The sequence below is a fragment of the Pseudomonas sp. TE50-2 genome, from assembly GCF_040813665.1.
Taxonomy (GTDB): Bacteria; Pseudomonadota; Gammaproteobacteria; order Pseudomonadales; family Pseudomonadaceae; genus Aquipseudomonas; species Aquipseudomonas soli.
Map to the genome: position 1 here is coordinate 2,588,819 of NZ_JBFNXN010000001.1, position 15,134 is coordinate 2,603,952.

Sequence of the window (15,134 nt, forward strand, 5' to 3'; positions counted from 1 at the left end):
CCGGGGAACGCTTCTTGACGTCTGCGCACAGTCCACATGCCGAACTGGTCGGAGCGCTGTACCGCGACCATCGCACCTGGCTGCTGGCCTGGCTGCAGCGCAGCACCGCCTGCCGCCAGCGTGCCGAGGACCTGAGCCAGGACACCTTCGTGCGCCTGCTCGGCCGCGAGCGCCTGGACGCCCCCCGCGAACCCCGCGCCTTTCTGGTCACCGTGGCCAAGGGCCTGTTGTTCGACCACTTCCGCCGTGCCGCCCTCGAGCAGGCCTACCTCGCGGAACTGGCGCTGCTGCCCGAAGCCGAGCACCCATCACCGGAACAGCAACACCTGATCCTCGAAGACCTCAAGGCCATCGACCGCTTGCTGGGCAAGCTCTCGAGCAAGGCCCGGGCAGCCTTCCTGTACAACCGCCTGGACGGCCTGGGGCACGCCGAGATTGCCGAGCGCCTCGGGGTGTCGGTCTCGCGCGTGCGCCAGTACATCGCCCAAGGCCTGCGCCAGTGCTATGTCGCCCTGTACGGGGAGCCGACATGAAGCATGTCCCGGTTTCCAGCAAGGTGCTGGAAGCGGCCATCGCCTGGAAGCTGTGCCTCGACGAAGGTAGCGGTACCCCGGACGAACGCAGCGAGTTCACGCGCTGGCACGCCGCCCACGAGGAGCACGCCCGCGCCTGGCTGCAACTGGGCATGCTCGACCAGCGCGTCAACGCTGCAGCCGGGCCGGTACGCCACACCCTGCTGCAATCCCGGGCCGGGTTGCGCCAGCGCCTGGGCGGCCTGGCCGGCATGCTGCTGCTCGGTGGCCTCTTGGCCTGGGCCGGGGCACCGTCACTGTCGCCCACCTACTGGCTGGCCGACCAACGCACCAGTACCGGCGAGTTGCGCACCCTGCGCCTGGAAGACGGCACCCTGCTCAGCCTCAACAGCCAGACCGCGGTGGACATCGACTTCCAGGGCGAACAACGGCTGATCGTCCTGCACCAGGGCGAGATCTCGGTGGAAACCGGCCACAAGGACAGCCGCCCGTTGCTGGTGCGTACCGAGGAAGGTCGCCTGCGCCCGCTGGGCACCCGCTTCCTGGTCAAGCGCGAGGAGGCCGGCACACGCCTGGAGGTGCTGCAGGCATCGGTAGCCGCCAAACCCCAGCACAGCGGCGACGAGCAGGTGCTGCGCGAAGGCCAGCAAGTGCTGATGAGCGCCGACGGCCTGGGCAGTGTCAGCCCCGTGGCGGTCGGCAGCGACGCCTGGACCCGCGGCATGCTGGTGGTGGACAACGTGCGCCTGGCCGACCTGGTGGCCACCCTCGGCCAATATCGCAGCGGCCACCTGGGCGTCAGCGACGCAGTGGCCGAGCTGCGCGTGAGCGGCAGTTTCCCGCTGACCGACACCGACCTGGCCCTGGCCTCGCTGCAACCGGTACTGCCGGTGAAGATCGAACGACATACGCCGTGGTGGGTCACCGTTACCGCCAAATAGCCCCAGCCAGACCGCCCTTTGGGAGCCGGCTTGCCGCCTCCCAAAGGGTTTTGCAAATCAGTCGTATTTTTTTCACACCCCCCTGTCACTTTTCCACTCTCGCTCGGCAAGGAAGCAGTCAGCACTATTTCGTCGAGGAGCCGCTGAATGTCCCGTGCCGTTGATGCTTTGCTTCGCCCCAGCCTGATGGCCCTGGCCATCGGCCTGGCCACCCCGTTGGCCAGCACCGCCCTGTTCGCCGCCGAACAGTCCGCCATGCGTGCCTACAACCTGCCCAGCGCACCGCTGGCCAGTACCCTGAACCAGATCGCCAGCCAGGCCGGTATCGCCCTGGCGCTGGATCCGGCGCTGGTCAGTGGGCGCAATTCGGCGCCGGTAAGCGGCCAGTACAACGGTATCGGCGCGCTACAGGCAGCCCTGCGTGGTACCGGCCTGCAGTTGCAGCAAAGCAGCGCCGGCAGCTACAGCCTGGTGGCGGAAGGCAGCCTGGCGCTGCCGGAAACCAACATCGACGCCAACAGCAGCTTTGAAAGTGCCTGGGGCCCGGTGGAGGGCTACACCGCCAAGCGCACCGCCGCCGGCACCAAGACCGACACCGCGCTGGTCGAAGTCCCACGCTCCATTTCCGTCGCCACCCGCCAGCAGATGAGCGACCGCGGCGTGCAGAGCCTGGATGATGCGGTGAAGTACATGCCCGGCATCGTCTCCGCCAGTTTCGGCAGCGACACCCGCTATGACTGGATGCGCGTGCGCGGCTTCGAGCCGACCCAGTTCCTCGACGGCCTGCCCCTGCCCCGCGGCGTCTATGCCAACCCGAAAGCCGAAACCTGGAACCTCGACCGCCTTGCGCTGCTGCGTGGCCCGGCCTCGTCGGTGTATGGCCAGACCCCGCCCGGCGGCCTGCTGGACATGGTCAGCCGCCGCCCCCAGGCCGAGAGCAGCCACGAGATCCAGCTGCAGTACGGCAGCGACAACCACCGTCAGATCAACTTCGCCAGCACCGGCAAGCTCGATGAGCAGGGTCAGTTCCTCTATGGCGTCAGTGGCGTGGTGCGCGACAGCGGCACGCAGATCGATCATATCGACAACAAACGCTACAACATCGCCCCGAGCCTGACCTGGAACATCGATGACGACACATCGCTGACCTTCCTCAGCCAGTTCACCCGCGACGATACCGGCGCCACCAGCCAGTTCTACCCGATCCAAGGCACCAAGATCGACATGCCGTTCGGCAAGGTATCCCGCCACAAGAACCTGGGTGACCCGGATTACGAATACTACGACCGCACCTACTACGCGCTGGGCTATGCCTTCGAACATCGTTTCAACGATGTCTGGCAGTTCCGCCAGAACGTGCGCTACACCAAGAGCGAGTTGTCATTCCAGGCGCTCACCGTTGGTGCCTACTTCCAACCCGGCGGCCCGGTGGACAACGAGGGCAATGCCAACCGCATGTCCACCAACGTCGATGAGGACATCAGCCAATTCGCTCTCGACAACAACTTCCAGGCCGACTTCACCACTGGTGACATCAGCCACACGGTTCTGATCGGCCTGGACCGCTCCGCGGCCTATCTGGACTACAACCAGAAAACCGTGCAGACCGGGCTCTACATCCAGGACCAGATGGCGCTCGACAAATGGCGCCTGACCCTGGGCGGGCGTGAAGACTGGGTGCATACCGGCACCACGTTCCGCAACAAGGGCAATGCCACCAACACCCAGCGCGACAAGCAGTTCAGCGGCAACGCGGCGCTCAGCTACGTGTTCGATTCAGGCTTTGTTCCCTATCTGTCCTATGCCGAGTCGTTCCAGCCAAGCAGCGGCTCGAACGCAGACGTCGAGAAGTCGTTCAAACCGACCGAAGGCCAGCAATGGGAGCTGGGTCTGAAGTATCAGCCACCTGGATCCAACACCCTGTTGTCTGCGGCCGTGTATGACCTCACCCAGAAGAACGTGACCGTCACCAACAACGTGGGTGGGAGGCCGGTCTCCAGCCAGACCGGCGAGGTCAAGGTCCACGGCCTGGAACTGGAAGCCGTCTCCGACGTCACCGACAACCTGAAAGTGATCGCCGCCTATACCCTGGCCAAGTCCGAAGTCCAGAAAGGGCAGTACAAAGGCAACCGTCTGCAACAGATGCCCAACCAGCAGGCCTCCTTGTGGGCCGACTACACCTGGCATACCGGTGTGCTTGACGGCTTCGGCATTGGCCTTGGCGCACGCTACACCGGCAACCGCTACGGTGACGAAGCCAACACCTGGCTCGGCAAGAGCAAGGCCTACACTGTGTTCGACGCTGCGGTGCACTACGACCTGGGTCGCCTGGACAACAGCCTCAAGGGCGCCTCGGTGGCGGTCAACGCCAGCAACCTGCTGAATAAGGACTACCTCTCGACCTGCGACGGCTACTACTGCTACTACGGCGACCAGCGCAGTGTCGTCGCCAGCGCCACCTACAAGTTCTGAGTGACCGAAGCCATCGCGGGGCCAGCCCGCTCCCACGGTCTGGGAGCGGGCTGGCCCCGCGATGCGTAAGGAGCCGTGATGAAAAGCCAAACCATCCGCCGCTGGTCAGCGATCCACACCTGGAGCAGCCTGGTGTGCACGCTGTTCCTGCTGCTGCTGGCCCTGACCGGCCTGCCGCTGATTTTCCACCACGAGCTGGAACACCTGCTGGGCGATGCCCCCGAACTGCGCGAGATGCCCGCCGGCACCCCGCACCTGGACCTGCAGCAACTGGTGCTCAAGGCCGAGCAACACCGCCCTGGCGAAGTCATGCAGTACTTCGGCTACGAAGAGGACGAACCCAACGGCGTGGTGGCGATCATGGCCGCCACCGCTGGCACCCACCCGGACCAATCGCACACCTTCATGCTCGATGCCCGCACCGGCGAGGCCGTGGCCATGCCGGCGGCCAACGGCGGTTTCATGATGCTGATGCTGCGCCTGCACGTGGACATGTTCGCCGGGTTGCCCGGCAAGTTGTGGCTGGCCTTCATGGGCCTGCTGTTCGTCGTCGCGATCGTCTCCGGCACGGTGCTGTACGCGCCGTTCATGCGCCGCCTGGAGTTCGCCACGGTGCGCCACGACAAATCCCGGCGCCTGCGCTGGCTCGACCTGCACAACCTGATCGGCGTGGTCACCCTGACCTGGGCCCTGGTGGTCGGGGTCACCGGGGTAATCAGCGCCCTGTCCGACCTGGTGATCGCCGCCTGGCGCAACGACAGCCTGGCGGCCATGGTCGCGCCCTACCGCGATGCACCGCCGCTCACCGAGCGCGCTCCGGCCACGCAGCTGCTGAACATCGCCGAACAGGCCGCGCCCGGCATGCGCCCGGACTTCATCGCCTTCCCCGGCACGCGTTTCTCCAGCGAGCACCATTACGCGGTGTTCATGAACGGCGCCACGCACCTGACCTCGCACCTGTTCACCCCGGTACTGATCGACGCCCGCACCCTCGAAGTGACCGCAGTCGGAAACCGGCCCTGGTACATGGACGCCATGGGCCTTTCGCAGCCCCTGCACTTTGGTGACTACGGTGGCCGGCCGATGCAGATACTGTGGGCCGTGCTCGATGTGCTGACCATCATCGTGCTGGGCAGCGGGCTGTACCTGTGGTGGGGCAAGCAGCGCCGTTCCAGGGAGGGCCAGGCATGAGCCACCGCTCGCAATCGACCGCCAAGGTATTTGCCTGGCCAACGACCATCGCCCTGCTCGGTGCGCTGGGCCTGTTCGCCGCGCTGCTCGGTGACGGCGCATGGGACATGCTCGCCTGGCTCGGCCTCGGCATCCCGGCCTGGCTAGGGCTGCGCGGCCTCTGCCGTTGAAGTAGCCCGTAACCGCCAGAGGCATCACCCACCGGCCTAGCATGCGCGCTCCCCGACACAAGGAGCGCCACATGCGAGCCCTGGAACGCATCGAATTCCTCAACCGGCAGGTCCTGGCGTTGCTTGACGCCATGCCCGTCGCCGACCCACTGATACAAACCCGCCCGCAACTGCACGGCGACCTTGCGCAGTTCTGGGCGGCCACCGACGCCCAGGGTCGCTCACGCCAGCTGCGCCTCACCGACATTCGCCGGGCGATGATGCAGGCCGAAATAGACCTGAGGGTCAGCGACCAGACATTGAGCCCAGCGCTGGCCGCAACCTTGAGCACACTGCTCGACTTGCCGTACGCCTGGCAACGCCATCACCATCCCTTGGGGCGCAGAGCGCAGGTCTATCGCCCGACGCTGTCACGCATCCGTCCCTCTTGGCGCTCCCCCTTGCCTGGGATGTTCGTGATCATCACCGGCACCGCGCCAGGTGAGCCCCTCGAGCCTGAACAGCCAAGCGGCCCTGCTCTGCTCTGCGGGCCCGCCCAGGGTATCGAAGCCTACGCCTCTATCTCAGCATTGCACCGGGAGTTGTGCGAGCGCCTCGACGACCCGATCCAAGGCCCGCCCTTGCTGAACCTGTTGGTACTGGAGCGAAGCATCACCAATGCCACCCAGGCCGATCGCCTGCGCTACGAGTGGTATGCCGACGATCCGCTGGAAGACCAGATCGATTGTTTCGTCCGGGCACAGCGGCAACGCCTCAACCATGCCTGGCCCAAGGATCCGGCCGCGGCCGCCGGCGCGGTCGCGGCTGTACGCAAGGCCATGGCGCTGGCCAGCGAAGCCGGCAGTCGCGCGCTGCTCGACACACGCTATGCACTGCTGCTGGAAAGAAACCTGCCCAACTGGCTGGTTGCGGCAGGCCCACAGGCACTGGCGCATATCATGCAGACCATGCAGGAACTGGTGGCGACGGGCGAGCAGGTAGCCGCTCCCGGCATACCGACATTTGTCCAGTTCCAGCAGCAACACTCCCTGCAGGCCTGGGCCCGAGAGCGTCTTGAGCAAAGCTTGCACCACGATCTGGGCCTGACCCACGCCGTTTCGGACATCCTGGTCAACATCGTCCATACCCGCCAGACCGGCCCGCACGTCAACCCGCTGCAACCTTCCAGCTACGTGACCTGGCGGGGCATCGAGCGAGTGGGCGGCGAACTGGTCGAAACCGTTCGCGAAAGCTACCCGCTGGATGCATTGGCCATGCGCAATGTCACCTGGTTCGATTTCGATTATTGGCTGACCGCCCGGATCACCCACCGCCAGGGCAAGCCACTGCCTGCACAACTGTCGCCGGACTACGTCAAAAGCCTGGTCAGGAACCTGAACGTGGGCGGCACCTATGCCAGGTTTCTCAAGACGCAACTGCTTGAGTCCCCGGCTGGTGCCTGGCGCCTGCAAGCACATGGCAGAATCAACCGGGCACGCATGCGTGCGGAGGCAGCCAAGGCGCGTTACGCCGGGCATCTCGACAAGGCCTGGAACGAACGCGCCTACCACTGGGTGCGACAGGTCATCGAACACCCCCAGAACACCCAGCGCCCAAAGGTTGACGGCCATCGCGTGGTCGCTCGTCAACTGCTGATCAAAGGTCATAGCGTGCAAGGTGTGCTGCTGATAGACAGCCCGTCACCCAGCATCTCGGCTTTTGTCATGTACACCCCGGATGCGCCCGATCGCCGGGCGTGGCGCTCGTTCGCCAGCAGCTTCGAGCTGTTGCGCCTGCTGCGCGCGCAACCGGCGCTGCGCCACTACGCGGGACGGCGCCTGGCGCAGTTGCCAGCGGCCGAAACCGAACAGCTGTTGCGCAAAGGCCGGCTGGGCAAAGTGCTGCGCACTCCCGCCATTCGTGAGGACTTGTTCATTGCCTGCTACAAAGCCGAAGTCCGCGGCTTGCTGGCGGTCAGTGATGCCAACAGCCGCACCACGCTGGAGGTCGACATCGACCAGGCCGTCGGTTTCAGCTGGTACCTGGTCGACCTGATTACCTTGGTGCTGCCTGCCAAGGTTTTCATCCCGCTGGTGCTCGGGCGCATGGCGATCGAAATCTGGAGTGGCGTGGACGCTTATCATCAGGACGACCTGAATGCTGTCCTGCGGCATATGTACAACGCCTTCAGTCACCTCAATGATGCCGGCACCAGCCTGGCCAGCACGGGGTTGGTCCGTCGCCTTCTGCGCGGCATGCCAGCACACCCGCCGCTGCCGCTGCCCTCACGCTACACCGTCAATGCAGACCCCAGGCACCTGCGCTTCCACATCGATGGGCTGTACGGCGAGCAGGTTTACGAGAAGGCCTCGGAATTCGACGGGCTGAGCCACTATTTCATTCAAGATGCCCAGGACCGGTTCTACAAAGTGGCCTTCGATGGCGAACGCTGGCGAGTCATCGACCCCGAACAACCCGATGCTTACCTGGCGCAGCCAGTCAAGCGCCTGGTCAACGGCAACTGGGTCATCGACTCGCCGTTGCACTGGTATGACGGCCTGCCTGATCTGACACGCCTGTTGGACGATTGCCGCCTTCACCCTGCATTGCAGGGCACCGCAACTGACGGACCCGACGGGCTGTGGCAGGCAGCGGGCCAGCTTTACCTGCCGACGGCTCGCGGGCAGCTGCCGCTGCGCCGGCACCTGTTGCCAGGGCACTACCACCTGCTGATCCCCGATGCCGCCGACGCCGGGGTCGTGCCCTGGGCGACCCTGCGCTGGCAGGATCGTCAGTGGCGTATCCGCGTGCGTCAGGCAGGACGCAGCAGCGACTGGCTGCTTCTGCCGGACGTCTACTCGGTCAGCCGCGGCAACAGGCGATCAAGCCGCTGATGGAGCGCACTACCACTGGGCCAGTTACGCAGCATGCGTGCCCGGTCGCGGGCGAAGGCCGGTGCGAAGCTGAGTTGGGTGGCGTGCTGGCACATGGCGTCGAGGTCGATCAGCGACCATTGCCCGTCCTGCCAGAACAGGTTGTGGCCCTTGAAGTCGCCATGGCTGATGCGCTCGCGGATCAGCTGTTGCATCACCCGCACCAGGGCCTCGACCTGATCGTCGGGCGCCTCGCCACTTTGCACGTAGGGTGCGAAGCATTCGATCAGGTCCGGCCCATCGGCGTACTCGGTCACCAGGTAGGCCGTGCTGCGCAGCCCCATCACCCGCTGCTCCAGCACCGCCAATGGCCGTGGCGTGGCAATGTCGAGAAACTCAAGGCGATGCCCCTCGATCCACGAATGCCAGGCTCGGCTCGGGCGCCAGAAGCGCTTGAACCAGTGTGCGGTGTTCTTGATGTTGTAGCGCTTGAGCACCAGCGTGCGGCCGGCCACCTCGATACGCGCCACGCTTGCCGCGCCACCGGTCTTGTACAGGTGGCCATGGTCGATCAGCGCATCGGCCTGCTCGAGCACCGGCAGCAGCGCCTCGACTTCGCCGCGACGGATGGCGCGCAGGCCCGACAGGCTACGCTCGACGCTGAACAGCGTGCATTCGCGCCCGGCCTTGGCCAGGTAGTCCTTCAGGCGCCAGTTGCGCACCTTGTCCACCTGCTTTTGCAACGCCTCCAGCGGCAGCGCATGCTCGGCGTTGGCCAGGATGTAGTGCACCAGCGCCTCCTCGATAAAAGGCTCCAGGCGCTTGGGCAACTGGGCGAAGAACACCCCGAGGTTCTCCAGCACGCGCTGACGCGACAGCTGCTGGCCGGGCGTTTCGGCCTTGATGCCGGCGCCGTCGATCAGGTACAGCTGACCGTCCTGGCGCAGCAGGTTGTCCAGGTGCAGGTCTTCCTGCCACAAACCCTTGGCATGCAGGTGTGCGATGGCGGTCAACGCCTCGCCAAGCACCAGGTGCTGCTCGTCGGCGAGCATCGGCAATGATTCCACCTTGGCCCAGGCGTCACCCAGGCTTTCGGCGTGCTCGAGGTATTCGAACAACAGCCAGCCACCTTCGCCTTCCTTGAGGCCATCGACCAGCAGCCGCGGCGTGGTCAGGCCCTGATCGGCCATCAGTCGGGCACCATCGCGTTCGCGCTGGAAGTGGCGGGCGGCATTGCCGCCGACCAGCAACTTGGCCAGGACCTTGGCGCCACGCCAGATACCGGCGCCGACATAGCGCTGGCCCGGCAGCACACGCAGCAGGCTGAGCAGTTGCAGGTCGGCACTGCCCGCCGCGTCGGCGAGGGTGACTGTCAGGGGCAGGCTTGGGCTGCGCCCGGCCTCCTTCAATTCGGAAAGGCGCATCAGCGGGCCTCTTTGTGACGGCGGCGTTGGGTCAGGCGTTGCAGCCAGGTGGAAACCAGGGCGCTGTCCGCCGGCTGCTCCAGGTAGGCGGCCAGCAGCACACGCACGTCTGCCTCGCTCCAGGCCCGGGCACGCCGTAGCAGCGGCTCGAGGTCCTTGACCCGGTCACGCATGCCGAACAGCAGCGGACGGGTCTTCTCCAGGTCGATCAACTGTGCCTGCCAGCCCTCGCGGCGCTCACGCAGGAAGATGTGCTTGGGGTAGAAGCAACCGTGCATCTGCCCGGCGCCGTGCAGGGTGCGCGCCAGCTGGCCACAGGCCTGGAGGATGCCCTGGCGTTGCGGCGCGGGTGTCTGCGGCCAATGGCCGAGCAAATGCTCAAGGTCGGTCCATTCGTCCAACGCCCGGGTCATGAGGATCGCCCGGTGTTGGCCGGCCTGTTTGCGCTCCCCATAGAAGACCGCCTGCAGCGCCGGGATATCGAGCTTCTGGTAACGGCTGATGTTGCGAAACTCACGAGCGAAGGTCGGCTCGCCGAACGGCCGGTGCAGGCTGCGAGTCAGGTAGTCGCTCTGGCGCTTGAGGTAGTAGCCCTTGCCCTCGAGCTCGAGGCGGAACACGCTGCTCCAGCCGCCGCGGCCGGTGTTGGGTTCGTCCACGGCGTCCAGTTGCAAGGCCCAGAGCGCCTCGAAGTCGCCCAGTCCGTGGCGTTGCAGCAGTGCCTGGTCGGCACTGGCCAGGTAGTCGGTCATTCCCTTCCCTCGAAAAAGCTCAGCACCTGGCGGATGCGCTTCTTGTCGCGCGCATGCAGGCGCGCATGCCCGCGGTACTGCAGGTAGAAGCGCAGGCGCTGGGTTGCCGACAGGTGATACTTGCCAACCTTGTCCAGGCAGGCCAAGTCCTTGATCACCCGGTGGCGCAGCATGAAGCCACGCCAGAAGTCGCCGGTCGGGCAGTCGATGAAGAACAGCGTGCCCTGGTCATCGACCAGCAGATTGCGCCATTTGAGATCGTTGTGGGCGAAATGGTGATCGTGCATCACCCGGGTGTGCCGCGCTAGCTGGCGGCTGACATGATCGACCCAGGCTGGATCACGCAGGCGCGGGTCATCGCGCTCGGCCAACGCCGAGAGATCCTCGGTGCGTGGCAGTTCGCGGGTGATCATTGCCCCACGGCCAAACGCCAGGCCCTGGCGCTCGAGGCCCCAGGCGACCACGTCGGCGGTGGGGATGCCCCACTTGGCGAACTGCTTGAGGTTCTGCCACTCGGCCTTGACGCGCGGGCGCCCCACGTAGCGGCGCATGTGCTTGCCGGCGCCGGTGTAGCGTTTGACGTAGTAGTTGACCCCGTCCCGTTCGATACGGATGACCTCGCTCAACGGGTCGCGGGTCAGGCGCTCGCCCTTGATGGCGAACACCGCGTCGATACTGCCGAAATCGGCCGCCAGGTGCGCATACTCGGGCGCCAGGTTCCAGCTCGCCATCAGAGTGCGTCCCCGTAACGTTGCTTGCGGTCGTAGAGTTTCTGCGCCTTGCGTTCCAGCCAGGCGAACAGTGCGGCCTCGTCCTTGAGCACCTGGCGCAACGGGCGCTGGAAGTAGCCACGCAAGAAGCGCAGCTTGTCGCGGCGGGTCAGGCCGATGTCCAGGGCCGAGAAATACAGGGCGGCCAGGTCCTTGTCGCGCCAGCGGCGGCTGACCGTCGCTCGGGTCTGGGCACGGTGCAGGTCGATCACCGACAGCCGGAAGTCGTCGGCCGTCACCGGGCGATCGGTGTGCAGCAGGAAGTGGCAGATGTAGCAGTCGCGGTGGTTGACCCCGGCACGGTGCATGCCGCCGGTCATCTTCGCCACCTCGGCGATCAGCGCGCGCTTCAGGCGCGGTGCTGGCGGCTGCTTCACCCAGTCGATGCTGAAGTCTTCCAGGCTGACGGTCGGCGCCAGCTCCTCGGTGACGATGAACGAGTGCTGGGTGGCCGGATTGCCGCCACGCTCGCCATATGCCACCGCGGTCATGGTCGGCACGCCGACTTCATGCAGGCGCTGGATCGCGCGCCATTCCTGGCCGGCGCCGAGCACCGGCAGCTTGGCGCTGAACAGGTTCTTGAAGATCTCGCCCCAGCCAATGCCACGGTGGATCTTGACGAAGAAGCCCGCGCCATCGACCTCCGTACGCAGGGTGCGACGGCCTTCCAGCTCGCGGTACACCTCGCCCTGCAGGGCTTCGACGGCGTCGAAGGGGTCACGCCCGGCCCACAGGCGCTTGAACGGTTCGGCCAGTATCAGCTTCATGCGGTTTCCTGCCCAAGGATCACGTCGGCGGCATGCTGCGGCATGCTGTACAGGTCGGCGGTGGCGGCGAACGCCACGCCGTTGCTCGACCAGGATGCACGGGCCGCGGCGTCTTCGAGCATGCGTTGCAGATAGGCGTTGAGCTGGTCCTGCTCGAACGGCTCGTCCAGCACCAGGCCGCTGTCGGCCTCGGCGATGTAGTGGGCATAGCCGCACACCTGCGATACCAGCACCGGCAGGCCGGCGACCAGCGCCTCGAGCAATACGGTACCGGTGTTCTCGTTGTAGGCCGGGTGGATCAGCAGGTCGGCGCCAAGCAGGAAGCGCGGGATATCGCTGCGCCCCTTGAGGAACTGCACCTGGTCACCCAGGCCGAGAGCCGTGCTCTGCACCTGGAACAGCTTGGGGTCGTCCTGGCCGATGACCATCAGTTTCGTGCGCTTGCGCAGGGCCGACGGCAGCGCCGCGAGGGCCTTGAGGCTGCGGTCGACGCCCTTGGTCTTGAAGCCCGAGCCGATCTGCACCAGCAGCAACTCGTCGTCGGCCAGGCCGAACTCCTGGCGGAAGGCGGCGCGGATGGCCTCGGCGTCGGCCGGGCGCCGGCGGTCCTGGGAAATGCCCGGCGGCAGCAGGTGGAAACGCGCCTCGGGCGTGCCGTAGTGCTTGATGAACAGCGGCTGCTGCACCTCGGAGATCATCAGGATCTCGGTGCGTGCATCCTTGGCGAACACCGCCCGCTCGTACTCGGCGAAGTGGCGATAGCGGCCCCAGCGGCGATAGAGGCCGCCGCGCAGGGTCTGGGCCTTGTCCTCGAAGCAGCCGTCAGCGGCGTAGTAGACGTCCAGGCCGGGCATCTTGTTGAAGCCGATCAGGCGATCGACCGGACGCTTGGCCAGGTCCGCCGCCATCCACGCACTGAGCTTCTCGTTGCGGCGGTGGTTGAACAGCGCCTTGACCGGCGCCACCAGCACCTCGAAGCCCGGCGGAATGTCGCCTTCCCAGATCAGCGTGTAGACACGGATCTGGTGGCCACGCTTCTGGCATTCGAGGGCGATGCGCATGAAGTCACGCTGCAGCCCGCCAAAGGGGAAATACTTGTAGAGCACAAAAGCCAGTTGCATCAACGAACATCCTCAGCCAGCAGCAGCGCGCTCAAGCGGCCCGCCACATGCTCGGGATTCAGGCGAGTGAAGCACAGCGGCCACTCGCGTTTGAGATCGAACCGGCGCAGGTCCTCGGCGCTCGGTTTGTAGGTGCACTTCTTCTGCAGGCACGGGGCGCAGGGGAAGTCGCTCGCCTGGTGGATCTGGGCGCGTCCGTAGGCACCGGTCAGACCAGGGTTGGTGGGGCCGAACAGGGAGATGGTCGGCACATCCAGGGCGGCAGCCAGGTGGCCCAGGCCGGTGTCCACCGCCACGCAGGCCTTGGCGGCGGCCAGCACACGGGCCACGCCTGCCAGGTTCAATTTGGGCAGCACCTGGCAATTGTTCAAGCCCTGGGCGATACGCTCGGCGCGGGCTTTTTCCGCAGGGTTGCCCCATGGCAGCATTACCTGCAACTTGCGCCGGCCCATGCGCTCGGCCAGCTCGCGCCAGTAAGCCTCGGGCCAGTGCTTGGTGGCCCAGGTGGTGCCATGCAGGAACACCACGTAGGGCGCTGCGGGCGGCAGTTGCAGGCGGTTGAGGTCAAGGCCGTAGTTGCCCAGCCCTTCCGGCAGGTCGTAGGCCAGGGCCAGGGCGAACAGTTGGCGCACGCGCTCAACGGCATGCTGGCCGACAGCGACCGACAGCCGCCGGTCGTAGAAGCGACTGGCCCAGCCCTCACGGGCCGAGTAACGGTCCAGACCGGCTACCGGCGCTTTCACGTAACGGGTCAGCCAGGCCGACTTGACCAGGCCCTGGGCATCGATCACCAGGTCGTACTTGCGCTCGCGCAGGCGCTGCTTGAAGGCCTTCCACTCGCCGCTCTTGAGCGTCTGCCAGATATTCTTGCGCCAGCGGCGGATCGCCACCGGGATCACCTGGTCGACCGCCGGGTGCCAGCTGGGGATCTCGGCGAAGCCCTCCTCCACCACCCAGTCGAAACGGATGCCGGGGATGGCGTGGGCGGCGTCGGTAAGCGCCGGCAAGGTATGGATGACGTCACCCAGCGACGACGTCTTGATGATCAGGACCCGCACTCAGTCGACCTCGGCCACGGTTGCGATCAGGTCGGAGCCACCCAGGCTGTGCAAGGCGGCGATCACTTTCGCCGGCTCCAGCAGCCGCAGGCAGTTGTAGTGGCCGAAGCGGCAGGTGCGGTCGAAGCAGGGGCTGCATTCGATACCGGTGCGCACCACTTCCACCTGGTCGGCCAGCGGCGGGGTAAAGCCCGGCGAGGTCGAGCCATACACCGCCACGAGCGGACGGTTGAGGGCGGCGGCCACGTGCATCAGCCCGGAGTCATTGGACACCACGGCGCTGGCGCAGGACATCAGGTCGATGGCCTCGGCCAGCGAGGTCTCGCCGGCCAGGTTGCAGGATTCTTCACGCAGGCCCGGGATCAGCCGGTCGCGGATCTGCTCGCCAACCGGGTGGTCGTTCTTCGAACCGAACAACCACACCTGCCAGCCCTGGCGGATCATCGCCTCGGCCACCTCGGCGTAATGCTCGGCGGGCCAGCGCTTGGCCTCGCCGAACTCGGCGCCGGGGCACAGGGCGAGCACCGGACGGTCCAGCTCCAGGCCAAACTTGGCCAGGGCGGCCTCGCGGCTGGCGGCCTCGATTTGCAGGGCCGGGCGCGGATACGGCTTGGGCAGCTCGGTACCCGGTGCGTAGGCCAGGGCCATGAAGCGCTCGATCATCAGCGGGTAGCGCGCCTTGTCCAGCTTGCGCACATCGTTGAGCAGCAGGTAGCGCATCTCGCCGCGCCAGCCGGTGCGCTTGGGGATGCCGGCGAAATACGGCACCAGCGCCGACTTGAGCGAATTGGGCAGCAGGATCGCCTGGTCGTACTGGCCGGCCAGCGACTTGCCGATGCGCCGTCGCGTGGCCAGCTCCAGCGCGCCGTGGCCGAGCGGGAAGCTCAAGGCCTGGCGCACCTCGGGCATGCGTTCGAGGATCGGCCGGCTCCACTCGGGTGCCAGCACGTCGATCACGCAGTCGGGGTGCTGCTGTTTGAGGCTCTGGAACAGGGTCTGCGCCATCACCATGTCGCCGACCCAGCTGGGGCCAATGATCAGTATTCTCATGCTTTATCCAGAAACATTCGGGGAGGCTGCAGG

13 protein-coding genes are annotated in these 15,134 nt (G+C 66.0%); 6 read left to right on the top strand and 7 right to left on the bottom strand.

The annotated features are described in order from the left end of the window. Window positions 1-14: 14 nt before the first annotated feature. The 6 genes from AAHK21_RS11895 (at window position 15) to AAHK21_RS11920 (ending at window position 8,180) form a co-directional block, all read left to right on the top strand. Window positions 15-533, top strand: coding sequence for an RNA polymerase sigma factor (locus AAHK21_RS11895; RefSeq protein ID WP_367857326.1), 519 nt, complete (start codon window positions 15-17; stop codon window positions 531-533). Next, entirely contained in the window at window positions 530-1,474 is a 945-nt protein-coding gene (locus tag AAHK21_RS11900; RefSeq protein WP_367857327.1) for a FecR domain-containing protein, read from the top strand. The genes AAHK21_RS11895 and AAHK21_RS11900 overlap by 4 nt, the downstream gene beginning before the upstream one ends. Before the next feature lie 147 nt (window positions 1,475-1,621). After that, window positions 1,622-3,946 carry a TonB-dependent siderophore receptor gene (locus AAHK21_RS11905; RefSeq protein WP_367857328.1) on the top strand — a complete coding sequence of 775 codons (2,325 nt, stop codon included), beginning with the start codon at window positions 1,622-1,624 and terminating at the stop codon, window positions 3,944-3,946. Window positions 3,947-4,024: 78 nt separating this feature from the next. Continuing rightward, window positions 4,025-5,137, top strand: coding sequence for a PepSY-associated TM helix domain-containing protein (locus AAHK21_RS11910; protein WP_367857329.1), 1,113 nt, complete (start codon window positions 4,025-4,027; stop codon window positions 5,135-5,137). Continuing rightward, window positions 5,134-5,307: a hypothetical protein gene (locus AAHK21_RS11915; RefSeq protein WP_367857330.1), complete on the top strand. Its 174-nt coding sequence runs from the start codon at window positions 5,134-5,136 to the stop codon at window positions 5,305-5,307. Before AAHK21_RS11910 ends, AAHK21_RS11915 begins: the two co-directional genes overlap by 4 nt. Before the next feature lie 71 nt (window positions 5,308-5,378). Next, window positions 5,379-8,180 carry a DUF6543 domain-containing protein gene (locus AAHK21_RS11920; RefSeq protein WP_367857331.1) on the top strand — a complete coding sequence of 934 codons (2,802 nt, stop codon included), beginning with the start codon at window positions 5,379-5,381 and terminating at the stop codon, window positions 8,178-8,180. Here AAHK21_RS11920 and AAHK21_RS11925 read toward each other — a convergent pair. Genes AAHK21_RS11925 through waaF form a run of 7 tightly spaced genes read right to left on the bottom strand, consistent with a single transcriptional unit; the run spans window position 8,141 to window position 15,101 of the window. Beyond that, window positions 8,141-9,583: a lipopolysaccharide kinase InaA family protein gene (locus AAHK21_RS11925; protein WP_367857332.1), complete on the bottom strand. Its 1,443-nt coding sequence runs from the start codon at window positions 9,581-9,583 to the stop codon at window positions 8,141-8,143. The two genes, AAHK21_RS11920 and AAHK21_RS11925, sit on opposite strands and share 40 nt — an antisense overlap. After that, a complete protein-coding gene (locus AAHK21_RS11930; protein WP_023630142.1) occupies window positions 9,583-10,335 on the bottom strand; it encodes a lipopolysaccharide kinase InaA family protein in 753 nt (250 codons plus the stop codon). The genes AAHK21_RS11925 and AAHK21_RS11930 overlap by 1 nt, the downstream gene beginning before the upstream one ends. After that, complete coding sequence (locus AAHK21_RS11935) at window positions 10,332-11,066, bottom strand: lipopolysaccharide kinase InaA family protein (protein WP_367857333.1); 735 nt, start codon at window positions 11,064-11,066, stop codon at window positions 10,332-10,334. The genes AAHK21_RS11930 and AAHK21_RS11935 overlap by 4 nt, the downstream gene beginning before the upstream one ends. Then, window positions 11,066-11,872, bottom strand: a complete 807-nt coding sequence (rfaP, locus tag AAHK21_RS11940; RefSeq protein WP_367857334.1) for a lipopolysaccharide core heptose(I) kinase RfaP — start codon at window positions 11,870-11,872, stop codon at window positions 11,066-11,068. Before rfaP ends, AAHK21_RS11935 begins: the two co-directional genes overlap by 1 nt. Next, window positions 11,869-12,993, bottom strand: coding sequence for a glycosyltransferase family 4 protein (locus AAHK21_RS11945; protein ID WP_367857335.1), 1,125 nt, complete (start codon window positions 12,991-12,993; stop codon window positions 11,869-11,871). The genes rfaP and AAHK21_RS11945 overlap by 4 nt, the downstream gene beginning before the upstream one ends. Further along, window positions 12,993-14,051, bottom strand: a complete 1,059-nt coding sequence (gene waaC, locus AAHK21_RS11950) for a lipopolysaccharide heptosyltransferase I (RefSeq protein WP_046857430.1) — start codon at window positions 14,049-14,051, stop codon at window positions 12,993-12,995. The genes AAHK21_RS11945 and waaC overlap by 1 nt, the downstream gene beginning before the upstream one ends. Beyond that, a complete protein-coding gene (gene waaF / locus AAHK21_RS11955) occupies window positions 14,052-15,101 on the bottom strand; it encodes a lipopolysaccharide heptosyltransferase II (RefSeq protein WP_046857431.1) in 1,050 nt (349 codons plus the stop codon). Window positions 15,102-15,134: the final 33 nt, after the last annotated feature.